General features: G+C 61.0%; 25 protein-coding genes and 1 pseudogene. 10 read left to right on the forward strand and 16 right to left on the reverse strand.

The features are described from left to right. Positions 1–35: 35 nt before the first annotated feature. From U5K31_13135 to U5K31_13145, 3 genes are all read left to right on the forward strand, one after another. Positions 36–1,565 (forward strand): sigma 54-interacting transcriptional regulator, encoded by a 1,530-nt coding sequence (locus U5K31_13135; GenBank protein ID MDZ7773665.1) that lies wholly within the window; start codon positions 36–38, stop codon positions 1,563–1,565. 73 nt (positions 1,566–1,638) lie between these two features. Continuing rightward, a complete protein-coding gene (rpmE, locus tag U5K31_13140; protein MDZ7773666.1) occupies positions 1,639–1,863 on the forward strand; it encodes a 50S ribosomal protein L31 in 225 nt (74 codons plus the stop codon). 73 nt (positions 1,864–1,936) lie between these two features. Then, entirely contained in the window at positions 1,937–2,572 is a 636-nt protein-coding gene (locus U5K31_13145; GenBank protein MDZ7773667.1) for an MBL fold metallo-hydrolase, read from the forward strand. Between the two features lie 22 nt (positions 2,573–2,594). Here the strand turns inward: U5K31_13145 and U5K31_13150 are convergent, their stop codons facing one another. From U5K31_13150 to U5K31_13180, 7 genes are all read right to left on the reverse strand, one after another. Continuing rightward, the gene (locus tag U5K31_13150) at positions 2,595–3,254 is read right to left on the reverse strand and encodes a hypothetical protein (protein MDZ7773668.1); all 660 of its coding nucleotides are present in this window, start codon (positions 3,252–3,254) and stop codon (positions 2,595–2,597) included. 82 nt (positions 3,255–3,336) lie between these two features. Then, complete coding sequence (locus U5K31_13155; GenBank protein ID MDZ7773669.1) at positions 3,337–3,882, reverse strand: LptE family protein; 546 nt, start codon at positions 3,880–3,882, stop codon at positions 3,337–3,339. Then, positions 3,869–5,176, reverse strand: coding sequence for a sigma-54 dependent transcriptional regulator (locus U5K31_13160; GenBank protein MDZ7773670.1), 1,308 nt, complete (start codon positions 5,174–5,176; stop codon positions 3,869–3,871). Before U5K31_13160 ends, U5K31_13155 begins: the two co-directional genes overlap by 14 nt. Positions 5,177–5,222: 46 nt before the next feature. After that, positions 5,223–6,599 (reverse strand): tRNA (N6-isopentenyl adenosine(37)-C2)-methylthiotransferase MiaB, encoded by a 1,377-nt coding sequence (gene miaB / locus U5K31_13165; GenBank protein ID MDZ7773671.1) that lies wholly within the window; start codon positions 6,597–6,599, stop codon positions 5,223–5,225. A 93-nt stretch (positions 6,600–6,692) separates the two neighbouring features. After that, entirely contained in the window at positions 6,693–7,334 is a 642-nt protein-coding gene (gene pyrE / locus U5K31_13170; protein MDZ7773672.1) for an orotate phosphoribosyltransferase, read from the reverse strand. A 70-nt stretch (positions 7,335–7,404) separates the two neighbouring features. Beyond that, positions 7,405–7,887 (reverse strand): phosphatidylglycerophosphatase A, encoded by a 483-nt coding sequence (locus U5K31_13175; protein MDZ7773673.1) that lies wholly within the window; start codon positions 7,885–7,887, stop codon positions 7,405–7,407. Continuing rightward, on the reverse strand, positions 7,853–8,464 hold the full coding sequence (locus U5K31_13180; GenBank protein ID MDZ7773674.1) for a CDP-alcohol phosphatidyltransferase family protein: 612 nt from the start codon (positions 8,462–8,464) through the stop codon (positions 7,853–7,855). The genes U5K31_13175 and U5K31_13180 overlap by 35 nt, the downstream gene beginning before the upstream one ends. A gap of 118 nt (positions 8,465–8,582) precedes the next feature. On the opposite strand from U5K31_13180, the gene U5K31_13185 reads away from it, so the two are divergent. The 3 genes from U5K31_13185 (at position 8,583) to U5K31_13195 (ending at position 12,833) form a co-directional block, all read left to right on the forward strand. After that, the gene (locus U5K31_13185) at positions 8,583–9,869 is read left to right on the forward strand and encodes a competence/damage-inducible protein A (GenBank protein ID MDZ7773675.1); all 1,287 of its coding nucleotides are present in this window, start codon (positions 8,583–8,585) and stop codon (positions 9,867–9,869) included. Then, on the forward strand, positions 9,866–11,839 hold the full coding sequence (locus U5K31_13190) for a hypothetical protein (protein MDZ7773676.1): 1,974 nt from the start codon (positions 9,866–9,868) through the stop codon (positions 11,837–11,839). Before U5K31_13185 ends, U5K31_13190 begins: the two co-directional genes overlap by 4 nt. A 127-nt stretch (positions 11,840–11,966) precedes the next feature. Further along, positions 11,967–12,833: a permease-like cell division protein FtsX gene (locus U5K31_13195; protein MDZ7773677.1), complete on the forward strand. Its 867-nt coding sequence runs from the start codon at positions 11,967–11,969 to the stop codon at positions 12,831–12,833. Positions 12,834–12,855: 22 nt separating this feature from the next. Here the strand turns inward: U5K31_13195 and U5K31_13200 are convergent, their stop codons facing one another. Next, a complete protein-coding gene (locus U5K31_13200) occupies positions 12,856–13,359 on the reverse strand; it encodes a transcriptional repressor (protein ID MDZ7773678.1) in 504 nt (167 codons plus the stop codon). Between the two features lie 197 nt (positions 13,360–13,556). On the opposite strand from U5K31_13200, the gene U5K31_13205 reads away from it, so the two are divergent. Both U5K31_13205 and U5K31_13210 read left to right on the forward strand, forming a co-directional pair. Beyond that, positions 13,557–15,437, forward strand: a complete 1,881-nt coding sequence (locus U5K31_13205) for a long-chain fatty acid--CoA ligase (GenBank protein ID MDZ7773679.1) — start codon at positions 13,557–13,559, stop codon at positions 15,435–15,437. Between the two features lie 40 nt (positions 15,438–15,477). Continuing rightward, positions 15,478–15,960 (forward strand): hypothetical protein, encoded by a 483-nt coding sequence (locus tag U5K31_13210; GenBank protein ID MDZ7773680.1) that lies wholly within the window; start codon positions 15,478–15,480, stop codon positions 15,958–15,960. On the opposite strand, the gene U5K31_13215 is transcribed toward U5K31_13210, so the two are convergent. Then, a complete protein-coding gene (locus tag U5K31_13215; GenBank protein MDZ7773681.1) occupies positions 15,957–16,487 on the reverse strand; it encodes an aminotransferase class V-fold PLP-dependent enzyme in 531 nt (176 codons plus the stop codon). The two genes, U5K31_13210 and U5K31_13215, sit on opposite strands and share 4 nt — an antisense overlap. Positions 16,488–16,492: 5 nt before the next feature. After that, positions 16,493–17,119 carry an aminotransferase class V-fold PLP-dependent enzyme gene (locus tag U5K31_13220; GenBank protein ID MDZ7773682.1) on the reverse strand — a complete coding sequence of 209 codons (627 nt, stop codon included), beginning with the start codon at positions 17,117–17,119 and terminating at the stop codon, positions 16,493–16,495. A 142-nt stretch (positions 17,120–17,261) separates the two neighbouring features. Here U5K31_13220 and U5K31_13225 point away from each other — a divergent pair. Then, a pseudogene (locus tag U5K31_13225) lies at positions 17,262–18,460 on the forward strand (phosphoglycerate kinase). Here U5K31_13225 and U5K31_13230 read toward each other — a convergent pair. From U5K31_13230 to U5K31_13250, 5 genes are all read right to left on the reverse strand, one after another. After that, positions 18,444–19,115 carry a DUF2207 domain-containing protein gene (locus U5K31_13230; GenBank protein MDZ7773683.1) on the reverse strand — a complete coding sequence of 224 codons (672 nt, stop codon included), beginning with the start codon at positions 19,113–19,115 and terminating at the stop codon, positions 18,444–18,446. The pseudogene U5K31_13225 and the gene U5K31_13230 sit on opposite strands and share 17 nt — an antisense overlap. Then, positions 18,997–20,016: a DUF2207 domain-containing protein gene (locus U5K31_13235; protein MDZ7773684.1), complete on the reverse strand. Its 1,020-nt coding sequence runs from the start codon at positions 20,014–20,016 to the stop codon at positions 18,997–18,999. The genes U5K31_13230 and U5K31_13235 overlap by 119 nt, the downstream gene beginning before the upstream one ends. Before the next feature lie 357 nt (positions 20,017–20,373). Further along, a complete protein-coding gene (locus tag U5K31_13240) occupies positions 20,374–20,997 on the reverse strand; it encodes a lysophospholipid acyltransferase family protein (protein MDZ7773685.1) in 624 nt (207 codons plus the stop codon). 195 nt (positions 20,998–21,192) lie between these two features. Next, the gene (locus U5K31_13245) at positions 21,193–21,633 is read right to left on the reverse strand and encodes a peptidylprolyl isomerase (protein ID MDZ7773686.1); all 441 of its coding nucleotides are present in this window, start codon (positions 21,631–21,633) and stop codon (positions 21,193–21,195) included. Between the two features lie 135 nt (positions 21,634–21,768). Further along, positions 21,769–22,878, reverse strand: coding sequence for a hypothetical protein (locus U5K31_13250; protein MDZ7773687.1), 1,110 nt, complete (start codon positions 22,876–22,878; stop codon positions 21,769–21,771). A 124-nt stretch (positions 22,879–23,002) separates the two neighbouring features. Between U5K31_13250 and U5K31_13255 the strand changes: the two genes are divergently transcribed. Next, positions 23,003–23,392, forward strand: a complete 390-nt coding sequence (locus U5K31_13255) for a DUF971 domain-containing protein (GenBank protein MDZ7773688.1) — start codon at positions 23,003–23,005, stop codon at positions 23,390–23,392. A 264-nt stretch (positions 23,393–23,656) separates the two neighbouring features. On the opposite strand, the gene U5K31_13260 is transcribed toward U5K31_13255, so the two are convergent. After that, complete coding sequence (locus tag U5K31_13260) at positions 23,657–25,672, reverse strand: M20/M25/M40 family metallo-hydrolase (protein MDZ7773689.1); 2,016 nt, start codon at positions 25,670–25,672, stop codon at positions 23,657–23,659. Positions 25,673–25,720 lie beyond the last annotated feature (48 nt).

Raw genomic sequence — 25,720 nt, forward strand, 5'->3', positions numbered from 1 at the left:
ATGTCTGACATCAGAATCTTCCAAAATGGTACCGCATGAGCCAAGGGCACGAAAACATTGAAACGCTGGGGCAACTGAAGGAGAGCGGATGGGAATCCCGCTCCGTGAAGAAGGAAATCCGCTCCAATCTTATCCGGAAGATTCAGGACGGAGAGAACCTGTTTCCCGGTATTCTCGGGTACGATACGTCGGTTATTCCCCAGATTCAGCACGCCCTTCTGGCACGACACGATCTCATCCTGCTGGGACTCCGGGGCCAGGCCAAGACGCGCATTCTGCGTATGCTGGTTAACTTCCTGGACGAGTACATGCCCGTGGTTGCCGGCTCGGAGATCAACGACGATCCCTACAATCCCATCTCGCGCCATGCGCGCCATCTGATAGGGGAGGAGGGGGACGATACACCCATAGAATGGGTGCACCGAAGCAAACGTTACGGAGAGAAGCTGGCCACACCCGACACCACGGTTGCTGATCTCATCGGCGACATCGATCCCATCAAGGCGGCCTCGGAGAAACTCACCCTGGCCGATGAGCGGGTGATCAATTTCGGACTTATACCGCGTACCAACCGCGGTATTTTTGTCATCAATGAACTGCCCGACCTACAGCCGCGCATCCAGGTATCTCTGCTCAACATCATGCAGGAGCGCGACATCCAAATCCGCGGATTCAATGTGCGCATCCCATTGGACGTCTCCATGGCCTATTCGGCCAACCCGGAAGATTATACCAACCGCGGGAATATCATCACTCCCCTGAAGGACCGTATCGATTCGCAGATACTGACCCACTACCCGAGGGATCTGGAAACGGGTATGAAAATCACAAGCCAGGAGGCCTGGGTGCGGCGCAACGGTCAAACAGGTATCGAAGTGCCTCAAATTATACGCGAAATGGTCGAGCAGGTGGCCGTTGAGGCGCGGAATTCCGAGTATATTGACCAGAAGAGCGGAGTCTCCACACGTATGACCATAACGGCCATGGAGCAACTCATATCGGCCGCCGAGCGCCGCAGCATCGCCCGCGGGCAGGAGCGTACCGCCGTGCGGGTGACCGATCTCTTTCACATGGTCCCCGCCCTCACCGGCAAAATGGAACTGGTATACGAGGGCGAGCAGGAGGGCGCCGTCAATGTGGCACGACACCTCATCGGGAAAGCCGTCAAGAAGATATTCACGCGCCGCTTTCCTGATCCAAAGCGTCAAAAGAAGCAGGACGATCCCTCGGTCTACCGCGAAATACTCGACTGGTTTTCGCAGGGCCATACCCTGCAGATACGCGACGACCTGGAGGAGTCTTCCTACCGCAAGGCCCTGGACGGAGTACCCGGCCTGAAGGAGGTGGCCGATACCTACGGAATGGCGGACGACAGCGACGGGGATGATTCCGAACAGGTGCGCTACGCCCTCATGGACCTGATCCTGGAGGGCTTGCATCAGCATTCCATGCTGGGCCGCGACGATCTGGATGAAGGGCGCAGCTATACCGACATGCTCGACAGCATGCTGGGCTCGATGGGGGACATGGACGACCTGGAGGATCTGGACGATTATAATTCGTGATGCGTTGCAATAACTGCCTCATACCCGTATCTTTATCGACCTGAAATCAAGGCAAACGACATTTCCCAATGCAATGAAGAAAGGAATTCACCCAGAATACAACGAGATCAAGGTCGTGCTGAGCGACGGGACCGAGTTTACAACCCGCAGTACCATGGACGCCAAGGAAGGGGTCTACCACAGCGAGGTTGATTCGAAGAACCATCCCTTCTACACCGACAACATGAAGCTGCAGAAAAAGGCCGATCGCATCGACCGCTTTAACAAGCGTTACGGCAAGGACAGCGAAGAAGAATAGGCCGTACCGCTCACGTTTTTTCAGGACTTTTCCGGTTGCAAGGCGGGGAAAGTCTTTTTTTTAAGTCTCCGCTATGACCCTGCACGTCTTTACCGTTGGACCCTTCGCTGAGAATACCTACCTGCTGATCGAAGAGGGCAAGGCCCTGATTGTGGATCCCGGCTTTGCCCGGGATTCGGAAATGGAACCTGCTCTTCGGAAACTGAATGAGTCGGAGGCCGAACTGCTGGCCGTGGTGCTGACCCACGCGCATGTGGACCATGTGCTTGGGTTGCGCAGGGTGCTTGACCGGTATGAAGTGTCGGTCTATCTGAACGACAATGACCGCTATCTTTGGAACCATTTTCCCTCCCAGGCTTCCATGTTCGGTTTCCGTGCCGAAGCATTCGATGTTGAGCCGGAGCCGCTGGAAGTGCAACAGGGATGGGAAATGGGCCCCTTTTGCTTTGATGTACGCTACACGCCGGGGCACGCTCCGGACCACGTCTCCCTTTACAGCGAGCGTGAGGGGCTGGTGATTGCAGGCGACGCCCTGTTCAAAAACGGCATCGGGCGTACCGATCTTTACAAAGGAGATATGAACGTACTGACCAACTCCATCCGGGAGCAGCTCTACACCCTTCCTGACGAGACAGTGGTATACCCGGGTCACGGGCCCTCTACCACTATCGGTGAGGAGAAAAGCTCCAATCCCTTCGTGCAGGGTTGACGCACCGGAGAGGACTGATTCCCTATTCCCCGTCCTGCTTTTCTCTCTCCCTGGATTTTGAAGCCTGCTCTTCGCGCTGCTTTTTGAGCTTGCGGATCTGTTCGCTGTAGAAGTCTTTGTTTTCCTTATTGCGGCGTTTGAGCCTCTTGTAAGCCCTGATGGCCAGTTCGGTCTTGCCCTGCCGCGCGTGAATGTCCGCCAGCGTGTCGGAGATAATGTCATCCACATCACCGTCCGAAGATTCCTCGGACCGGACTGATGCTTCGTCCCCGGACGGCTGAATGCGTTTGGATTCAACGCTTGAGAGGCGTCCGATAAGTGCGTCCAGGTCCAGTACAGGTTCGCCGTGGGCATCACGGGTCCTGTTTCGGGAGGGTGGGAAGGAGGAATCCTCCGAAGCCGTCCACGCGTCGAACATCTCCGGGTGACTCAGATAGTAGTGCAGTTTTCGTAAAAATGGGCTGCCGGGCGCGTGGATGTGTGCCCGGTGCGCCCACGTTACGGCTTCCTCATTCTCGTCGCGAAGGTGGTGAAACCAGGCCAACAGGAAGAAGCCTACCGCGTTGGGACCCTGCCGGTCGAACTGCTCCTGCAGGCGGCGGATGGTTTTTTCGGGCTGGCCGTCGAACTGTTCGGCGTAGGAGGCAAACGATTTGGGAATCTCAAACGGCAGCTGCGGCATGTGGAGGACGGTAGTTCCGGACAATTTCAGATGCTAATTATACAAATGAATGGGGATGGCAGTCAAAATAATTTCCGTTCCGCTACCATCCGCTCACGGCGTCCTGGAAGATGTTGTTGGCCAGCTGCTCCAGGGCTTCGTCGGCGGCGGTGGATTCACCCTGGATGGGATCCTCGTTCGGGTCGTAGGTGGAGCGACCGTTGAAGTTCTGGCTGAACTCCGGCTCCGACTCGCCGGTGTAGGAGAAAGTGGCACGCACGGTAATGATCACCTCGTTCTGGTCGGCCTGCTCCTCCCCGGTAATGCTGAACGGGCGGTTGTTGTAGGAGACGATGGATCCCTCCAGTACGGCATCGGCAGTCTCGCGCGAGTTGGCCAGGCTTAGCCGGGTCTGGTTGACGAAACGGTTTATCAGGACGGAATTTAATCGGTCGCTCAGGTCGCCCAGGCTGTTGGAGGACTGGTCCGCGAAGAAGGGAATAAAGACTGTGTTGACCTCTTCAGGTATGGACGTCCCAGTGAATCCGTAACGCAGGCAGCCCGTGCACAGCAGAAGCGTCAGCAGGGCGGAGGCGGCAAGGCGGAGCGTCGTGCCCCCTGAGGTTCGGATCAGTCTATTCGAGCCCATACTGGTCCAGTTTTCGGTAGAGGGTACGCTCGCTGATGCCGAGTACTTCGGAAGCTTTGCGCCGGTTGCCGTCAAATTTCTTGAGAGCCTGCTCGATCAGGAACCTTTCGGTCTGCTCGATGCTGGGAACCGTATCGCCGTCGAAGAAGGCTTCAAAAGCACCGGGACCATGCTCCTCCTCTTCGGAGATATCGGCCTCGGCGAAGGAGTCCACCCCGATGTCGCCAATGGCCGAATCCTCTGATCCCATATCGGGAGAGGAGCCCGAGCCGGGGGTGTGTTGAGCGTTTACGTCCTCGGGAAACTTTTCGGCCAGGGCTTTCAGGTTTTTTCCCGAAAAGGTAGTGTACAGAAAGCTCCCGATCATCTTTTTCAGGTCGCTGATGTCGGTGCGAAGCTCCACCAGGGCGCGGTAGATCAGCTGCTGGTCGCCTTTGCCGAAATCCGAGTTGGGGCCCTCACGCTCCTGTTCGCCCGCGAGCACCGGCAGGTTGTCGGCCGACCCGGTATGCTGGCGGCCCTTGAGATATTTTTTGAGCGTTTCGGTGTCGATGAACTGCGACTTTTCAAGCACAACCAGCTGCTCGGCTACGTTGCGCAGCTCGCGCACGTTTCCAGGCCAACGATAGGAGATCAGCAGCTCCTTCGCCTCATCGGAGAAGCCCTTGAAGACCGAGTCGTACTTGGCCGAGTACTCCGTGACAAAAGTTCGGAAAATGGGGATGATATCGTCGGGTCGATCACGCAGGGGGGGGAGCTTGATCTTGACGGTATCGAGCCGGTAATAGAGGTCTTCCCGAAAGGCACCGTCCTGCACCAGCTGCCAGAGGTCCTGGTTGGTTGCGGCGATCACGCGCACGTCGGTCGTGCGCATTTTGCTGGAACCTACGCGAAAATACTCGCCTGTCTCCAGCACGCGCAGCAGCTTTACCTGCACGTTCTTTGGCGTGTCGCCTATTTCATCCAGGAAAATGGTGCCCTGATCGGCCTTCTCGAAATAACCCTGTCGCGCCTCGTGAGCACCGGTAAAAGCGCCTTTCTCATGTCCGAAGAGCTCGCTTTCGATGATGCCTTCGGGGATGGCGCCGCAGTTGACGATTACCAAGTTGTGGTCGCCGCGTTTTGAAACCTCGTGGAGGGCGCGGGCGGTAATATCTTTGCCCACGCCACTTTCACCCTGCAAGAGCACCGTAATGTCGGTGTCGGCCACCTGCATCACCTTGTCAATGACCTGTTTGATGGCGTGGGACTCTCCGACCAGGCCGAAGCGTTCCTGGAATGCGTCTCGGTCCATGTCTGCCATCTGATTCATTGGGGTTCAGGCCCGGATTGTGGGGGCATCATGCGCTTTCGGCGACCAGCTTGGCGCTCTGATTGCGGCTGAAGTCTCGAATGCTGCTGCGGCCGATGACGTCGCCGAAAAGAGTGGCGGAGGTGCAGTCGGTGATTTTCACTTCCACGTATTCGCCCTTTTTGATGTCACCGCGGTCGAAGATGACCATCTTGTTGGTATCGGTACGCCCGCAGAGCTGCTCGTCGGAACGCTTGCTGGTGCCTTCCACGAGCACCAGGTGGCGCCGGCCGATCTCCCGGCGGTTACGCTCTTCCTGGATGGCCATCTGCTGGTCGATAATTTCGGTGAGCCGGCGCTTTTTGATCTCCTCGGGTACGTCGTCTTCGTACTTGCGCTGGGCAAGGGTACGCCCCCGTTCTGAATAGGCGAACATGTAGGCCAGGTCATAGCGCACCTGGGACATCAGCGAAAGGGTGTCCTCATGCTCCTCTTCGGTCTCCCCGCAGAAGCCGGCGATAATGTCGGTCGAAAGGGAGACCCCCGGGATGATTTCGCGCATTTTTTCGATAAGCTCCAGGTACTGCTCGCGCGTGTAGGGGCGGCGCATGCGCTCAAGGACGCGGTTGCTGCCTGACTGTGCCGGGATATGGATGTAGTTGCAGAGATTGGGCTGCTCGGCGATGGTGTGCAGCAGCTCCTCGGGGAAATCCTTGGGATGGGGGGAGGAGAAACGGATGCGCAGCTCGGGATGCACCTGGCTGGCCTCGTACATGAGGCGGGAGAAGTCGTTCTCGCCGTCACGGTAGGAGTTTACGTTCTGTCCCAGCAGGGTCACTTCGCGGTAGCCCTGTTCGGCAAGCTCCCGGAGCTCTTCCAGGATACTCTGCATGTCACGGCTCCGCTCTCGTCCCCTGGTGAAAGGTACCACGCAGAAGGCGCACATATTGTCGCAGCCCCTCATGATGGTCACAAAGGCGCTGACGCCGTTGTCGCCGGTGCGAACAGGGGTGATGTCAGCGTAGGTCTCCTCCTGCGAGAGAATGGTATTGACCGCCTTGCGACCGTCGTCCACTTCGGCCAGAAGCTTGGGCAGGTCGCGGTAGGCGTCCGGCCCCACGACCATGTCCACCAGCTTCTCCTTTTCGAGGATCTTGTCACGGATGCGTTCAGCCATGCAGCCCAGCACGCCTACGGTCAGCTGCTCCTTCTCTTTTTTGAGGTGACGGAACTCCCCGAGTCGGCTCCAGACTTTCTGCTCGGCGTTTTCACGGATGGAACAGGTATTCAGGAAGATGATGTCCGCCTGCTCCGGCTGCTGCACGGGCTGCATGCCCTCCTCCATCAGGATGGAGTTGACGATCTCCGTGTCGGAGAAGTTCATCTGGCAGCCGTAGGTCTCAATGTAGAAATTGCGGTTGCTCACAGCGGTTGGACTCAAAATTCGGCAGCTTGGAATTGGATAAAATACAAAAAGGTCCGCTCATTTTGAAGCTTGCGGAGGCTGGTGGACCGTGACTCAGTTGGGCCAGGTGTCGGGGCTCTGGCGCCACTTGCCGAGCATTTCCAGGTCTTTCTGGGCGATGTAGTCGTTTTCCACGGCTACGTTGACCAGGGTGGTGTAGTCGGTCAGCGAATAGACCGGTATATCGATCTCTTTGAATCGCTCAACCGACCGGTCAAATCCGTAGGTGAAGATGCTAAGAATGCCAAGCACATCGGCACCGATAAAACGCAGCGCCTCCACCACAGAGAGGGCGGAACCCCCGGTGGAGATGAGGTCTTCAACCACGAGGGTGGACTCGCCTTTCTGGATGCCGCCCTCGATCTGGTTGCCCATGCCGTAGGTCTTGGGACGGGCCCGTACGTAGCTCATGGGACGGTCGAGGTTGCCGGCCACCCAGGCTGCGTGGGGGATGCCTGCCGTGGCGGTACCTGTAATTACCTCCACGTCGGAGTGGTTTTCGCGGATGAAATCGGTAAAATGTCGTGCGATTGTCCGGCGGATCTCGGGGTGACGAAGGGTGAGGCGATTGTCGCAGTAGATGGGGGAGTGCCAGCCGGAGGCCCAGGTGAAGGGATCGTTGGGCCGGAGTACGACGGCGTTGATTTCCAGCAGGTTCAGTGCCAGTTCTTCAGCAAAGGATGAATCGATAATCATGTCGTAATGCTTTGGTCTCAAGTATCATATTTCTACCCGCGCAATATAGGGAATATTGGCCGGGAATATCTCATGCTATTGCCATGACCAGGTAGCGCAGCCCGGCCAGGCAGACAAACGCGTAGACGCCCGCCAGCAAGTCGTCAAGCAGGATGCCCCAGCCACCCGGAAGATCTTGCAGGCTGTTGACGCCCATCGGTTTCTTGATGTCGAAAAAGCGGAAGAGAAAGAAGCCCGCCACCAGAAGCAGGAGGTTGGCGCCGGTGGAGGAGAAGAAGGGCACCAGCACGAAGGCCATGGACTGCCCTGCGAATTCATCCATGACCAGGGGGGAGGGATCGCCTCCCCAGGTGCGCTCGCACTCTTCGGATACCCAGAGTGTGACCCAGCTGCAGATGAGGGTCAACACGATCATGCCGTACCAGGGGGCGTAGACCCCCGTGAAGTAGACGGGAATGAGGGCAAAAAAGGAACCCCAGGTTCCCGGGGCGTTGGGCAGAAAGCCCGCGTAAAAAAAACTACCGATTATCGGCTTCGCTTTTTGTAGGCTCATTGAGCGTAATTATCTCTTTATTGACGACCAGGTATTCGATACCGGAGTAGAGGGTAAAGATCACTACAAAGATCATGGCCCATCCCAGTACGCCTGACTGCAAGAGCCGGAGGGCGGGTTCGCTGAGCCATACGTCGGTCTGAATGAAAAGTCCCACCACAAGGACCATGTAAAGGAAAAACATCTGCAGCAGGGTCTTCAACTTGGCGGTGACCCGGGTTTCCATGGGGATCCGCCGGTAGTCGGCTGCCATGCGCAGGCCGGTGACGGCCACGTCCCGGAACATGATTACTCCGATGGCCCACCAGGGGAATTGTGCGGCATCAATAAAGGGTAAACACAGGAAGCCTGCAAATGTGAGGAATTTATCGGCCAGGGGATCAAGGAAGACCCCGTAGGATGTCTGCGCTTTGTAGTTTCGGGCGATGTAGCCGTCAAAGAAGTCGGTGACCACCGCCACGGCAAAGACGCCGAGACTGAGGGCCCTCCAGACCACTTCGTCCTGGAGGTATAGAAGCAGGAAGACGGGTGCCAGGACGAGACGTATGGTGCTCAGTATGTTGGGTATGCTACGCACATGGCTAAAATAGCAATACTTTGCCATAAGTAAACCTCGACGGGGGAGAATACCCCTTCGAAATGCGTGCAAAGATTGATATTTTCCTTTTGATGAACCCGCACCGCACTCCTGCCGCATGACCGCAGAAATTATAAGCATCGGTGACGAGCTTTTGCTCGGCGACACCGTCAACACCAACGCCTCATGGCTGGGTCGCACGCTGTCGGGGCGGGGCCTCCAGGTGCGCCGGGTGCATACGGTGGGCGATAGGCAGGAGCTAATCCGGGACTGCCTGGAGGAGGCGCTCTCCCGGCCCGGTCTGGTGGTGGCAACCGGGGGACTGGGACCGACCCACGACGACGTGACCAAACAGGCGGTGGCCGAACTCTTCGACTGTGAGCTGCGCCTGCACAAGCCCACCCTCGATTTCATACGCAAGGTCTTCGACCGACGCGGCATTCCCTTCACCCGCTCCAATTACCACCAGGCTGAGGTCCCGGAGGCGGCCGAAGTGCTCTTCAACACCCACGGTACGGCGCCCGGACTCTGGCTGGAGCGTGGAGAGGCGCGCCTGGCCGTGCTGCCGGGCGTGCCCCATGAGATGCGTCACCTGGTGAATGAAAAGGTGCTGCCCCGGCTCGAGCAGGAGGGTTGGGCCGCTTCTCAGCCGCATACCTGCTACCTTGTAACTGCGGGCATAGGCGAAAGTACCCTGAGCGACGAGGTGCTGGGCGACCTCTCCCCCTGGCTGGGAGGAGAGCTCAGCCTGGCTTTTCTGCCCGGTGTGGAAGGCGTGTGCCTGAGAGTGACCGGCGGCACAGGGGACCCTCAGGAGGGGGCCCGGGAGATGGAGCCCCTGCTGAAGCGCATCCGCGAGCGGGCGGGCGAGCACCTGGTGGGTGAGGGGAGGGAGGAGAGCCTGGCCCGCAGGGTGGGCGAGCTTCTGCGTGAGCGGGAGCTGCATATCGCCACGGCAGAGAGCTGCACGGGGGGGAGGATATGTGATACGCTTACCGACGTGCCGGGCAGTAGCGATTACGTGCGCGGGGGCATTGTAGCCTACGATAACGAGGTGAAGCAACAACAGCTGGATGTGGATCCCGGTGTACTGCGTGAGTATGGGGCGGTGAGCCGGGCGGTGGCCCTGCAGATGGCACAAGGGGCGGCGACGCGACTGCGAGCCGACATCGGCCTCTCCGCCACGGGCATCGCCGGTCCGGAGGGAGGCACCCCGGATAAGCCGGTGGGTACCGTCTGGGTGGGGTACTGGAGCAAGGAGCGTCACTTTGCATTTCGGGCCTGTTTCACCGACGACCGCCAGGTCAACAAGGACCGGACGGTTGCCGTGGCGCTGGACGCGGTGCGGCGCACCCTGACCGGGGCGAGCAGTCTGCCCTACGGAATGCAATCCGAATCCGCTTGACCGCCCGCCCGACAGCATATCTCTTTGTGCTTGCCCTGCTGCTGCCGTCGGCAGCCTCGGCCCAGGTGGCCGACACTACCCACACGGCAGCCGACTCCCTGGCTTCCGACTCCCTGCAGGTGCAACGTCCCGACAGCGCGGCCTCCGACAGTGCCGGCCTTACGGTGCGCCCCTGGGATTTTCACCCCTCGCTGGGCGCCGAGAAACTGGCTTCCGACAGCACGCTGCGCTGGCAGATCTGGCCGGACTTGAGCTACCTGCAGAACACCCGGCCAGGGGTCATTACCTACAGGCTGGGGACCATGGGGCGTTCCAGCGGCATACAGGACGGCGCCCTCGAAGCGCGATACCAGGAGCTTTTCTGGGAGAACATCCCCATGAACGATCCCGTGAGCGGTACCTTTCACGGGTATCTGCTGCCGCACAACAAGCTACTCGCAGCCTGGGGCGAGGATGCGGGCGGCGCCCGGCGCACCCGCTACTTCCTGAAGCCATGGTACCTGCTGGAGCCCCTGTCGCGCATCTCCTACCAGGAGAGCACCTTTGACAACCGCTCCCTAGAATTTATGGTGAGCCACAACCTTTCGCGCCGCACCAACGCAGAGATCAGCTACTGGGACCGGCGTGACGGGGGAGCCTACAGCAATTCGGGTGTGCAGGGACGGCAAATATTCGCGCGCCTTTTCCACCAGCTGGGTCCCCGCGAGGCACTCAAGCTGCAGTTCAGCAGCGACGCCTACACCGCGGGAGAGCCTTTCGGCTACCTCGTGGGAGATCCCCTGCGCTACAACTTCAATCGTTTTACGACCTCGGCCCGCGAACCGGGAGGCGAGTCGGAGACGGGCTCAAACGTACTTGCCCTTCAGTACTACCGCCGTCCGGCCGATTCGGCCCGTACGCAGAACGACCTTCAGGCGGGTATCTGGTATCGGGGAACCCGCCGCGAGCTGTCCTGGTCGGCCGACACCCTGTCTTACAAGACGCCGGTGGTCGGCGCCTCACTAAGGCGCTGGTGGGAGGAGGCGGACTGGTCGGCAGAGGCGGGCGCGCGCACTATCCACCTTTTCCAGGGCGGCGGTTCCGCCTATACCGGCGGCTACCTTGCCCATGTGGAGGGCGACGCGGCGCTGCGCGCAGCCTTGCTTCCCCGCCTGGAGGGACGCGCCGAGGCCGGGGCGGGCTGGCGGTCGGACAGCTACGGTAACTGGCGGTTGCAGACCGGCCTGCAGTGGAACCGCGGGGGCGACCTCGGGCTGTCGGCCAGCGCCTTTGCGGGCCGTCGCATGCCCACGCCCCAGCAGCTCTACTGGTCCTCGCAGGGCTACGACGGGAATCCGGACCTTGAAACCGAGGGCTATACGGGCTACAGGGCCGTACTGCACTACCAAATACTGCCCCGCCTGGAAGGGTCGACCACCCTCGAGTTCAAGCACCTGGACGGGGCGGTGATGGCCGATATCACTGCCGACAGCGCCTTTTTAAATACATCGGCCTACTGGTCGTCCGCAGCCGTTACCCGACTGGCCTGGGAAAGTGAGCACCTGGAACTAAGCGGTTCGGCCACGCTGCATGCCTTTTCAGGGGAAGGGCCCGGATTTCCGCAGAAATGGCGCGGTGCGCGGCACCGCAAACTCTGGCTGCGATGGGGCGCATGGTGGAAGGGCTACCTCTTCGGGCGCGCTACCTACGTCAAGGCGGGAGTGTCGGGAATGGCCTCGGGTCTGAACTACCGTCCCGACACCTACCTGCCCGAGCTGGATTTCTGGCAGCCGGCCGGCGGCTCCGGGCTGCTGCCGCGCTTCCACCGCCTGGACGCTGAGCTTTCGGCGCGGGTCCGGACCATCATGATCACACTCCGTTGGGAAAACGTACTGGAGGATGTTACTCAGGCAGGCTATTTTGAAACCTTGGGTCGCCCCATGCATGGCAGACGCCTGCTTTTCGGCATCCGTGCCCAATTCAGAAACTGAAATCGTGTACGCCGGGCAGGGCGTACCGGAAACTGTGGTGCCAGCGGCTGCGCAACGTTTAATAAACCCACGCACACGCGCATGAGCTTCGGATACGTGCTTAAGGAGGGCCTGGCCGGATTCAGCCGTGCTCGGCTGGCGGCCATTCACCTCCATTTTTTCACTTTTCATCGCCGTGCTGCTGCTGGGCGTACTGGCCCGAGTCTCCTGGAACGCCTACGAAGTGGGACAGAGCCTGCAGCAGTCTATCGACGTGGAGGTCTTCCTGGAGGAGATGCAGGCATCCTCCCGCGAGAGCCTGCGCAGCCGCCTGGCCTCCGAGCGCCTGGTGGAGGGGGTTACTTTTATCAGCAAGGACAGCGCGGCCGCCATTTTCCGCCGCGAGTTCGGGATGGAGGGCGCGCCGATGGCCGATCTTGAATTCCTGCCCGCGTCGTTCCGCCTGCGCATGCGCGCCGAGGTCGGCGTGCAGCAGGTTGACAGCCTGGTGGCCCAGGTGCGCAGCCTGGAAGGCGTGGAAGAGGTGGAATTCAACCAGCAGCTTCTGCAGATGATCCAGAGCCGCTTCCGCACGGTGGCCGTCGCGGGCTCTGGCCTGGGCCTACTCATCCTGCTTGCGTCCCTTATCCTTGTATTTAACACCATCCGCCTCACCATTTACGCCAAACGGGGACTCATCAGGGCCATGAAGCTGGTGGGGGCCACCAACGGCTTTATCCGGCGTCCATTTGTGGTGGAGGGCGTCCTGCAGGGCCTGGTGGCAGGGGGACTGGCCGTCGCCGTGGCGTGGGCGCTCTTCCAATACGCGGTGCCACGCTACATACCCCAGTTCGGGGTACTCTCGTGGCCTTTCGGACATTGGTACTGGCTCTGCGGAGGGATGCTGCTGCTCTCGGTGCTCATGGGTCTGCTGGGCAGCCAGCTTGGCGGCGCGCCGCTTCATACAGAAGACCTCCATCTCAGAGTAGGTTCGCCCGGGCGCAGGCCGCGGTAAGCGGATAAACCGTGAAGGCGGGCTAGTTGACAGCCTGCCGCTTCTTGTTCTTGATCTCCTCCTTGCGCTCGCAGGTATCGATGTCGCTGCAGTTGCCAAAGAAATGCAGGGAGTGTCCGCTGATCTTGAAGTCGTGCATTTTTTCCATCATAGTCTTGATCTCCTGGATGCGCGGGTCGCAGAACTCCATGACGGCGCCGCACTCGCGGCAGATGATGTGGTCGTGCTGCTGGTAGGCGTAGGCGCGTTCGTAGTAGTACTGGTTTTTGCCGAACTGGTGACGCTGCACCAGGCCGCACTCCACCAACAAGTCGAGGGTGTTGTAGACGGTGGCCCGGGAGACCCGGGTGCCCGAATTTTTCATGTTGAAGAAGATGTCGTCGGCATCAAAGTGGCCGTCTGAACGGTAGATCTCCTCCAGAACCATAAATCGCTCAGGCGTCTGTCGCTGGTTGTGCTCTTTGAGATAGGAGCGGAAAATCTCCTTGACCAGGTCGATGGTTTCTTCTTTCGCGGGATGTGCCATAGGTATGAAGTTATTTGGCTCGAATGGAATATAACAAATTGATACGCCCGAGGAAATCAGCGGGAAGGGGCTCAGGTACCGGCCTGCTGAGGACGGGGCAGCCGCTCCTCGGTGTACGCGGCTGACGTGCTTATGGTGATATATCCCAACAGAATGTTATATTCGGACTGTTGTTATGACCCAAACAGAAGTGTCCCATGCCCATTGTTGTCGCCTTTGAAACGCTGACGGAGCTCTTCTGGAATCTTTCCGAAAAGAACCGGGATGCCGGCAAAGCCGCTTTCGCCCGCAAGCCCTCCTCCGACGAACCCTACGAGACCATCGGCTGGGAACGGGTGACCGAGGACGTGATGGCCCTGGCCGCCTGGATGACAGACTGGGGCGTGCAGCCCGGCGACCGTGTGGCCATTCTGAGCGAGAACCGCTACGAGTGGGCGGTGGTGGATCTGGCCCTGCAGACCATTGGGGCGGTCAATGTCTCCCTCTACACCTCCCTGCCGCCGGGGCAGTGCCAATACATCCTGGAGAACTCGGAGGCGCAGCTATTTTTCGTTTCCACCGGCATTCAGCTCAAGAAAGCCGTTCAGGTATTCGACGACTGCCCGGACCTGAAGCAGGTGGTGGCCTTTGACGCGCCGAAGGTGGAGGAGTACGGGGAGAAGCCCTACGTACAACTCTTTGAGGAGGTCATGGACGAGGGTGCCCTGCTGCTGCCCCAATACGAGGAGGAGATTCGCCGCCGATCCCGCGCCGTGGAACCGCAGGACCTGGCCACGCTCATCTACACGTCCGGCACGACGGGCAAGCCCAAGGGGGCCATGCTCACCCACCGCAACATCGTCAGCAACATCAAGGCGGCCCACCAGCGCATCCATATTGATGAGAACGACCGCTGCCTCTCCTTTCTGCCGCTGTGCCACTCCTTCGAGCGCACGGCCGGCTACTACGCCATGCTGGCGGGCGGGGCAGAGATTTACTACGCGGAAAGCGTGGACACGGTGGCCAGGAACATGACGGAGGCCTGTCCAACGATCATCATCAGCGTGCCGCGGCTCTTTGAAAAGATCTACAACCTGGTCACTCAGAGCGTGGAAGAGGGTTCGGCCGTCAAGCAGAAAATCTTTGAATGGGCCCTGCAGACCGGCCGACGCTACGTGGATGGGGAGCGAGGGCTGGTATCCCTGCAGAAAACGCTGGCTGACAAGCTGGTTTTCGACAAGCTGAAGGAGCGCACCGGGGGACGCATCCGTTTTTTTGTGTCAGGGGGCGCGGCCCTTCCGGCCAAGATCGGCGATTTTTTCATGGCTGCGGGCCTCAACATCCTGGAGGGTTACGGGCTGACGGAGACTTCGCCGGTTATGTGCTGCAACACCTACGGGAATGAGCGCATGGGCACCGTAGGCATGGTTATTCCCGGCGTGACCGTGGGAATCCAGCGGCTGGAGAACAGCGAGGTGGTCGCGCATATCAGCGGTGAGGAGTATCCCAGCGAGCTTACCTCGGAGGAGGGGGAGATCCTGTGCAAGGGCCCCAACGTCATGAAGGGATACTGGAAAAACGAGGAGGCCACCCGCGAGATGATCGACGGGGAGGGCTGGCTGCACACCGGGGACGTGGGACGCTTCGTGGACGGGCGGCTCAAGATCACCGACCGCATCAAGCACATGATTGTCAACGCCGGCGGGAAAAACGTCTACCCGGGTCCCATTGAGGACATGTTCAAGACCAGCAAGTGGGTCGACCAAATGGTGGTGGTCGGTGAAAGAAAGTCCTACATGGCGGCGCTGATCGTACCCGATTTCGAAGCCCTGGAGAGTCACGCCGAATCCGAGGATATGGACTACAGCTCCACGGAGGAGCTGCTGGCCCGCGAGGAGGTGCAGAACATCTATAAGCGGGAAATTCGCCGCTATTCGCACGACCTGGCCTCTCACGAGAAAATTCGTGATTTCCGGCTGCTGCCCGAGGAGTTTACTGTAGAGTCGGGTGAGCTTACGCCCACCCTGAAGATCAAGCGCCGCATCGTGGAGGATAAGTACGGCGAGCTCATTGAGGAGATCTTCCGCGAGGGTCTCTGAACTCCGCTACCAAATTCAATAACGAACAACCCCGCCTATTATGTCATACGGCCTATTTTACTGGATACACATCGTCTCATATATCGCCTGGCTGCTTGCTTTTGTGGTGAGCCTGGTCATGCTTTTTCGCATCCGGTCCGGGGGACCCGCCCCGAAGGTGCGCTCCATGATGAAAGCCGAAAGGCTGGCCACCAACATCGGCGCTCACCTCGGTGCCCTCGGCATTCTTATATCGGGCGGGGCCATGGTCTCCATCCCCGCGGGTCCACAGTACGGCTGGTTTCCCTTTTCGGGCGACCTTGCCTGGCTGGGCGTGAAGCAGGTTCTCTTTTTTATTATCCTGGTGCTCGTGGTTTTCTCCATCCGCAGGGGACGCGCCTTCAAGGAGGCCTTGGCATCCGAGGCCGAGGGCGAACTGGGCGGGGAGACGGTAAAAAAATGGACCCGCGCCTACGCACTCTCTTTCACGGTGTACATGCTGGTGCTAATCAACACGGTGCTGGGACTGACCAAGCCGTTCTAGTTCAGCCGCCGGTGGCCGTCATGCGGTCCATCACTTTCCAGGCTCTCGAGGAAGTAATCCACGTCCTCTTCGGTATTGTCCTTGCCCAGGCTGATGCGTATGCTGGCGTTGGCAATCGCCTCGTCCAGTCCGATACCGGAAAGCACATGCGAGGGTTCCACCGCCCCGCTGGTGCAGGCCGAGCCGTTGGAGACGCAAATGCCCTCCATATCAAGGTTTAGAAGCAGCATTTCTCCGTCCAGGCCACCGCCGTTGCCGTCGGAGAAACCCATGTTGATAATATGCGGAACCCCGTGCTCAGGATCGCAGTTGAAGGTCACCTGGCCGTTGTAGCGCTCGCTCACCCCGCCGATGAGCCGCTCGCGCAGCCCGCGGAAGTGTTCCAGGTGATGGTCGCGTTCCTCCATCACCAGCTCGAGGGCTTTGGCGAGTCCCACGATGCCCGGCACGTTCAGCGTGCCCCCGCGACGCCGGCGCTCCTGGGAGCCGCCGTGCATCCATGGCATCCAGGGTGATCCGTAGCGCATGTACATCACGCCCACGCCTTCGGGCCGTAGATCTTGTGTCCGCTGATGCTCAGGAAATCCACGCCGAGGTCATCCACGTCCACGGGAATCTTGCCCACGCTCTGCACGGTGTCGGAGTGCAGGGGTACCCCGTGTTCGCGGCAGATTTCCGAGATGTCGGAAATGGGATTCACCGAACCGATCTCGTTGTTAACGTGCATGAGCGTGACCAGCGCGGTGTCGTCGGTGATGGCCTCCTCCACCTGGGCGGGCGAGACCAGGCCGCGTCGGTCGGGCTCCAGGTAGACCGGCTTGTGTCCCCTGCGCTTGGTGTCCTCCACGGTGTGCAGCACGGCGTGGTGTTCCAGGGGGGAGGTGATCACCTCGCTCTTGCCGGTAGCCTCCATAACGCCCTTGATGACGGCGTTGTCGCTCTCGGTGCCGCCGCTGGTGAAGATGATCTCGGCAGGCTCGGCCCCGATGAGCTCAGCCACCTTTTCACGGGCTTCCTCCACGGCCACCTTGGCCTCGTTGCCGATCTGATGGGTGGAGTTGGCGTTGCCGAAATGGCGGGTGAAGTAGGGTTTCATGTGCTCGAGCACCCTCTCGTCTACCGGTGTGGTCGCCGCGTGATCAAAATAAACGGTCTGCATGCCTGGATCTGTGGTTGGCGGTTGGTTGGACGCCTTCAAAATAGGAAGATTGCACGAGGAAAAACAGGACATTAACGCTTTGTGTAGGGCGGGGGAGTCCCTTATTTTCCTTTCGCATTTTTAACAACCAGATCTCGCTCCCATGCAGAAGATGACGCTCAAGGACGTTGAACTCGAGGGCAAAAAGGTGCTGACCCGGGTAGATTTCAACGTGCCCCTGGAGAAGGGGCGCATCACCGACGACAACCGCATCCGGCAGGCCCTTCCCTCCATTCGCTATATTCTGGAGCAAGGCGGTCAGCCCGTACTCACCAGTCACCTGGGACGCCCGGGGGGAGACAGGGATGAGAGTCTGAGCCTGGAGCCGGTGGCCCGGTACCTGGACGATCTGCTGGAGGCGTCGGTACGGTTTGCCGCTGACTGCATCGGGCCGGAGGCGGAGAAGGCCGTGGCGCAGGCGGGGCCCGGCGAGGTGGTGATGCTGGAGAACGTGCGCTTTCATGCCGGCGAGAAGGCCAACGATGAGGATTTCTGCCGGCACCTCGCCGCGCACGGCGACCTCTTCTGCAATGACGCCTTCGGCAGCAGTCATCGCGACCACGCTTCCGTGTCGGGCGTGGCGCGCTACCTGCAGCCGGCCGTCTCCGGTTTCCTGCTGGAGAAGGAGATCGCCTTTCTCTGCGACGCCCTGGAAGACCCCGACCGCCCCTTTGTGGCCCTCCTGGGCGGGGCGAAGGTCTCCGACAAGATTGGGGTAATCGAACACCTGCTGGGCAAGGTGGATACCATCCTTTTGGGTGGGGCCATGAGCTACACCTTCTACCGCGCCAAAGGGTGGCCGGTGGGTGATTCCCTGGTGGAGAAGGAGAAGACCAGGCTGGCCTACCGCCTGATGGAACGTGGCGGAGGAGCGGGGCGTGAAATTCACGCTGCCGCTTGGACAATGTGGTGGCGCGCGCCTTCGACAACGACGCCGAATTCAAGGTGGTGGACGAGTGGGGCATCGAAGACGGCTGGATGGGCCTGGACATCGGTCCCCAGACGGCCATTTCCTACGGCAATATCATCAAGGCGGCAGGGACGGTAGTGTGGAACGGTCCCATGGGCGTCTTCGAGATGGATAACTTCGCCGATGGCACCCGAGCGGTGGCCGAGGCGCTGGCCGAGGCCACGGGCATGGGCTCCACCACCATCGTGGGAGGGGGGGATTCGGCGGCGGCCATCCGCCAGGCGGGCCTTGAGGAGAAGGTGAGCCACGTCTCCACGGGAGGAGGCGCCAGCCTGGAGTTTCTGGAAGGCAGGGAGCTGCCCGGGGTGGCCTGCCTTACCGACCGCGGTTAAAAAGTCCCCGGCTCAGCCGGCTCCCGCCCCGCCACCGCCGCCGGCTACGCCGGCCGAAGCGCCTCCTGCCGCGCCCGCCGCGCCGCCGAAGGAGCCCGGACCCGGTTGCGCTCAGGGTCTGGAAGGTATCGGCCAGGGCCGCGGGGCTGCCGCTGGTGGAGTTCAGCACCACGATCCAGCCGAAGTTGGGCACCTGGCCCGGGTTGGCCTTGAGGAGAGATTCGATGGACTCCTTGCCCGCGCCCAGGGCTACGGCATAGATAAAGTGGGTGTCCAGCTCGTCGCCCACAGCGTAATCTTCGGCCTCCTTGAGCGCTTTCTTGTAGCCGTTCCAGTTACGGTAGGCCGTCTCGCCTTCGGGCGTACGTCGGACGATGCCCAGGGAGGCGATGGCCAGCGCGAAGGAGGGCAGGGCGGCCAGCAGGCCGATGGGTCCGGCCATGTAGATGCTGGCGATGGATAACAGCAGCAGGAAAACCTGCACGCCGGCGTTGTACCAGGCGCCGGTGTAGCTATCCCGGTCTATCCATCCCTTGTCAGAGGCGTGCGATTTGATCTGCTTCTTCCAGTCGTTGAACCAGCCTGAGAAGTCGCTGGAATGCTGCTTGAAGAGCTCTTTGAGCTCGGTTTCCCCCTCGTCGAGCTTGGAGCGCACGAAGCTCCAGCATGTCGGCCTCCCACGGCAGCAGGTCTGCTTCAGGCTCCTTGTCCGTGGAAGCAATGGTGAATACCGGTTTTTCCTGTGTCAGCCACCCCTCCTTTTCGGGCGACCGTTCACGCAGGTTGAAGTAACCCCGCCGGGCCAGGTCGAGCAGCGTGGCCATCAGGTGTCCCCCGGTGGTGGTGCGGTTGCCTAACAGCCAACCCACCAGCGCGGGTTTCTCCCGGGAGGGAGGTACCAGGCTGGCGCGGTCCGATCCCGTGCCGGACACCGGGTGCCGGCTGCCCCAGCGGCGGTAGAAGTATACAAAGGCGCCTATGCTGAGCACGGCAGTCAGCACAGCGAGCTTCCGGCCTATGCCCGCCAGCCAGGCGTTGTAGGCCTCCTGCTCCTCGCGGCGCTCCCGGTAGCCCTGCTCGTCCTGCCGGGCCGAGGCCAGGCTGAAAGCGGCGTCGTTCACCGACACGCTGTCGCGGCGGAAAACCGATGTGGGAAAGACCGCGCGCAGCCGCACCGACTCGTGGTCGTCGATGCTGCGGGCCGTAAGTTCAAAGCCTCCGTCGTGTGCCGAGGCCGTGATACGGTCGCGGACCCCGCGCGTCCAAGGGTGCAGAGAGTCGGCCGGCACAGCCCGGGGCAGATCCAGCCGAACGGAGAGTGAGTCGTTGGACTTCGGGCGGTCATCGCCCAGCCACGTCCAGAAAAACTCGCTCCACCGGGGTCCCACCACCACGGCTTCCTCCAGGGTGTAGGAGATGGTGAAGGTGCGCCGCTCGTCCTCCGCCTCGAAAAACCAGCGAAAGTCGATCATGTCGTCGGAGCGGCGGACCAGGAAGGTGCCGGGACGCTCGCTGTTCTCATGGACGAAGGGTCCCCCGGGTCCGCTGATACGCACGTTGCGGATCTCGTTATATCCGGCTCCCTCGCCGATGGGAAGGCTACCGGTGCGCCCAGCTGTAGGAGCCCTCGAACCGGTAGGTATAGTGTTCGGCAATGCGCACGGTTCCGTCCGCACGGATCTGGGCCTCCACCCGCAGCGAGGGTATGGCGTACTCCTTGTCGGCCGCAGAGGCGGGGACGCAGCAGGGGAGCTGCTAGCAGCAGTAGAAGGCAGGTCATCAGGAATCTGTCGGGGAGCAGTGCGCGGGCGGTCATGGGGGCACCATACGTCTGGGTTTTACAGATTGATGTCGCGGATTAGATACAGAAATCAGACGGCAGGGGACAAGCCGGGGACGTCCGGTTCTGCGGCCTACCGCTCAGGGAAAGCGCTCGAAAGGGGCGTCGCTGAAACCTGCCTCGCGGCGCAGCTCCTCCAGCAGGTCGTCCAGTGCCTTTCGAAGACCGTTCCCGTGGCTTCGGCATCGCCCGGGACGTCCGGACGCACCGCATCGCCCACGCTGAGGTGCAGCTCGGGGCGGCTGCCGCGCAGCGTGTGCATGTGGAGGGCCACCGGCACGAAATCCACCTCCAGCTCCTCCCGGGCAAGCCGGTCGTGCAGCCAGGCCAGTCCCCCTTCAAAATCCATGCGGCTTCCCGGCGGCGTGAGGGTGCCCTCGGGATAGATGAATAGACAGGCCCGGGGGCGCCGCATCGATTCTACCGCGTAGCGCAGGGAGCGCAGCGCCGATCGGGGGTTGCCGCGGTTGACCGAAAAGGCGCCAATGCGGCTGAAGAAGGGGTAACGGCGCATCTGACGGTTCTCCATCATGGCCCGGGCGCGCTGTCCGAAGCGGTATTCGTTTAACAGGAGGGGAATGAGCCCGTCCCACCAGGAGTGGTGATTCAGGTAGTAGACGGTGCGTGAGGAGGAGTCCGGTCGGTAGCGCTGGCGCAGCCAGACCTGGTCGAAGCGCCGCCGGAAAAGCCAGCGCACGTAGACCCGGAAGATACGGATGAAGAACCTCGATTCGCGGGCCGGGATGAAGGAGGGACGGGTCCGTCATGCTGCAGTTCGGGATTGAGGATCTGAGAGGACGCGGGAACGGGTTAGTCCTGGGCCTGATACAGAAAAGGGAACCGGCTGGTGGCCGGTTCCCTTTTGAAGGCTTTGCCCGAATACGGGCTTTGCCTAGTCTTCCTCTTCGCTGATTTCAATCAGCTCGATTTCGAAGTTCAGATCCTGGCCGGCCAGGGGATGATTGGCGTCCAGGGTGACGGATTCGTCCTTCACTTCCGTGATCTGAACGGGAATGGCGTTGCCATCCTGCTGCTGCATCTGCAGCTGCATGCCCACCTGGGGATCGATGTCATCGGGAAGATCCGACATGGACACGTCCAGTTCCAGGTCGTCGCGGCGTTCTCCGTAGGCATCATCCGATTCAATGCTGACCTCGGTGGATTCGCCGACTTCCATGCCAATGACCGCTTTTTCAAAGCCCGGGATCAACTGGCCGTTACCCAGGGTGAATTCCAGCGGCTCCCGCTCGCGCGAGGTGTCAAACACGGTACCGTCATCCAGGGTACCGGTGTAATGTACTTTTACAGTGTTGCCATCTTCTACTTGGGACAAAATATACCTATGCTTTGGATTGGATTTTCATATGTTGACTAAATATAAGATATTTTCAGCAGAATTGAGAGTGTATCCCCACCACCGCAATGGGACCAATCCCGCAGACCCCTTCCCATGGACCTCAAAAAGATGCTATCCGAGGCGAAAACCATCGCCGTCATTGGCTGCTCCGGCAAATCCTGGCGCACGAGCCACCAGATCGCCTCCTACCTGCAGGAACAGGGCTACCGCATCATCCCGGTGCATCCCGACTACGGGGAGGTGCTGGGGGAGAAGGCCTATCCGGCGGTCTACGACATTCCTGATGAAACGCAGGTGGATGTGGTGGATATTTTTCGAGACTCCGCCCACACTCTTCAGATGGTGGAGGATGTCTGCAGGCGCGTGGAGGAGACCGGCCAGCGTCCCCTGGTATGGACCCAGCTGGGCGTCTCCTCCCAGGAGGCTATGGCGCGCGCCGGGGAGGAGGGACTGGACTATGTAGAGAACAAGTGCCTGATGGTTGAGCATCGCCGCCTGCTGGGCTAGGCATCCGCCTCCGAGATCAGCTGACGGCGCTCCTCGCGGAACTCTTGCAGCTTCTCGCCCAGTATATGTTCCAGTTTCCTGCGGTCTTCCATGGGCACGTGGGTGCGGAACTCGCTGATGGCCTTCCTCGTCGGTCATGTAGTCGAGTTGCAGGGTCTCCTCACCGATCCACGACCAGGCCAGTATCCGTTTCCATGCCACGAACTGGTCCACCAGCAAGAGACCCTCCGTTCGGAATTCCGGCACCACGCGTACCGTCCAGCCGAAGAAGGCCAGTCCCACAAGCGAGAGCCCGGAGGTCAGTCCAATGCCCGTGAAGGGATCCCCGGCGAGCAGGCCCGTCCGGTAGATGCCGAAGGCGAATAGCGCCACCGACAGGAGATTGGGTGCCAGGTCGGTCCACGGCGAACGGTAGACGTAGAGGAGGGGGCCGGCGGGTTCCCTGAGTCGGTAGAGGGCCGCCCCGAATCCGAAGAAGAAGCCGGAGGCCGCCGCGTAGAGGCCCATGGTGATACGGGCGGCGATGTCAGGGTCCATCCACCCCAGCCCGTGGGCGGCCGACATAAGGGTGAGTAGTACCATGGCCGCCAGGAAGCCGTTGACCAGGCGTGCGCGGGTGAGGTGTTCCAGGCGCACCATGCGGCACCAGCCCGCCCATAGGGCCAGCAGGAAAAGGGCTGCGAGGAGAGTGAGGGTGAGGTACATGCCTGGCATTCGGAGCGTTGGTTGGGTTGGCGGCGGCCTCCCCTGTAAAACGATACCAAATTAGACGCTGAATGGATTCCATGCAACCTGAACGCTATCTTTGGCTCTCGATTTCTTATTGAACAATCCTGCCATGGAAAACTCATACCGTCCCAGGGAAGTGGAGGTTGAAAACTCCGAAGGAGAGCTCTCTGTGATCTGGAGCGACGGCCACCGTTCGATTTTCTCCCTTTACGGACTGCGCAAAAACTGTCCCTGTGTGGAGTGCCGCGGGGGACACGGGAGCATGGGGGCGTTCGACCGTTCGTTTTTCCTGGTCGATCCTTCCGCCAATACCTCCGCCATGGAATTCCGGGTGGAAGACATCCGCCAGATCGGCAACCACGCCATCCGCATCTACTGGAATGACGGCCATTCCAACGGCATGTACCAGTGGGAGACCCTCCGCAAGCTCTGCCCCTGCGAAGCATGCTACCCGCCGGAGGAGCGCGGCGACGCAAACAGAGAGGAAGCGGGCGGCTAGCGGGGTTCCAGGCGCAGACGCCGCCTCAGCACTGTAACGTCACTCATGCCGTAGGGGTAGGGCATCATCCAGTCGCCGCGGTCCTCGTAGCCTTCCATGATCTCGGCGGGAAAACCGGATCGTGACGGCCTCCATTACCAGTTCCAGGGTGTCGGTCCGGCACGGTGCAGACATGCCCTACGTCGAGCGTCTCGTCGAGGTCCCCGAAGTAGATCAGCCGTGGGCTCCCGCTTTCGCCCCCTTCGCGGCCCATCGGCACCCCGTTCACGCGCAGGTCCCGCAGGCTGTTCCCGTCGCTCCGCTGCAGCTGCAGGCTGTGGCCGCCGGGCACGCGGAGGGTGAGTTCCAGGTGACGCAGGGAGTCAGCCAGGCTGTCGCTGCGCAGGTTGAAGGAGACGGCGCCCGGCTCGTCGACAAGATCCGCCGGCGTGTGCATGGGATTGCCGCCCCGCATCCTCTGGCTGCCCTCGAGGGGCTCCCGGGAGGGATTCTCACCCAGGAACTGGCGGGTCCACGCGAATCGACCGCGTGGTCCCGGCTTACCCAGTGCGCCTCCCCGGCCCCCAGGTCGGCCAGGTAGATCAGGTGGTTGTGCTTCTTGTGACTTTCGTCGAAGCCGGAGTTCAGGGAGGCTCCGGCCAGGCATGCAAGGGCAAGCAGGAGGAGTCCCCCGCTCCATTTCTTCATCTGCCCGCCCCCGATGTAATGCATCCAGGGCCATGCGAGGCCGGCCAGCAGGAGCAGTACCACCATGCTTACCCAGAGCATGCGGGTGGTCATCATCATCTGCACCTGCTGTATATAGATGGGCACCATGAAGAGCGCGGCCAGCAATCCCAGGAAGAGCAGCCCGAGGGTGCGCCAGGAGCGTTCGGTTATGCGGTCGCCCAGTACGATCCAGCCCACCAGGCCCAGCAGGGCGGGCCAGGTGAACAGGTAGGAGGCGGTGGGCAGGTACCAGGCGACCACGGTTCCCAGCGTGATCCAGACGGTGTAGACCCCTGAAAGGGGCGCCTCCATATCCCAGCGGCGCTGCATCCAGGCGAAGGTTGGGGCGATGAGGGCCAGCATCAGCGCGCTGAAGGCCGCCAGGTACCAGGTGTGGGGGTAGACCTCACCGTGGGCCAGCCACCGGTACTCCGGGTGGAGGGCGGCCATGCCCCGGAAGCCCAGCCAGGTAACGAGGGCACCGGCGGCTACCGTCAGCATAAAGATCAGCAGGGAGCCCAGCCAGCGTCCCCATCCCAGCCGGCCGGTGCGGAAGAGGTAGACCAACCAGCCGGCGAAAAGAAGAAGGGCGGCCAGCGCCAGGGGCAGGGACCAGGAGGCCGGGTAGTGACTGAGTCCCCCGCTCAGGTTGTTAAAGTAGACCATCTCGCCCTCCGCCCTAAGATCGAAATCGGTGTTCGCGAAGTGGCGGACCACCGGCAGCAGGTTCTCCCCGTGATGCTGCAGAGAGGCCAGGGACATGTTTGCGGGGGTGTCCTGCATGGTGTGGTAGTCCAGGTGGTCCTCGGCATAGGCGAAGTTGAAACCGGCCAGTCCCGCATCCTTGGTAACGCTCAGGTCGGTGTCGTTGGGCATCATCTTGTAGACCGTGTAGGTCAGGGAGTTGGCCACGGGATGGGAGGCCGAGCGGGCGAAGCCCGGGATGAGAGAGCGGTTGGGGCTTGAGGTTTCGAACATGAAGGAGGCGCCGCTGCTGCCTCGCGCCTCCAGGTTGAGCACCAGGTCCACCGAATCGGCCGCGGGATGGCTGTTCATGAAATACTCGGCACCCAGCAGTCCCACTTCCTCCCCGTCGGTGATGAGCACCATAACGTTGTTGCGCGGCGCCTCCCCGGCTTGAAGGGCGCGAATCGTCTCCAGGATGGCCGCCACGCCCGAGCCGTCGTCCGAGGCGCCCGGGGCGTTGGTCACCGTGTCGTAGTGCGCCATAAGCAGGATGGTTTTGGCCGGATCGCTGCCGGGGATGCGGGCAAGAATGTTGCGAACGTGGGCCGCGCCCCCATAGAAGCTGCCGGAGGTGATACCTTCGTGAATTTCGGGCTCAAGGCCCAGCCCGCGCAGCTCCTGCATGATGTAGTTCCGCACGCGGCCGTGCTCGTCCGTACCCATGGGGTGAGGGGCCTGCGACAGGGCCTTTACGTGCTCAAAGGCGCGCAGGGCGGAGTACTCGGTCTCGGGGGCGTCGGCCGGCTTGGGCGCCGGCGGATCGGTCATGTAAAAGCCGTACCAGACGGCGGCGGCAAGCAGCAGGAGGGCGGCGAGGCGTTTCATGCGGTGATAGTCGGTTTCGTTCGTGTGAAGGTGGCTCATAAGTAACAA

It is taken from the genome of Balneolaceae bacterium (assembly GCA_034521445.1).
GTDB lineage: Bacteria > Bacteroidota > Rhodothermia > Balneolales > Balneolaceae > JAXHMM01.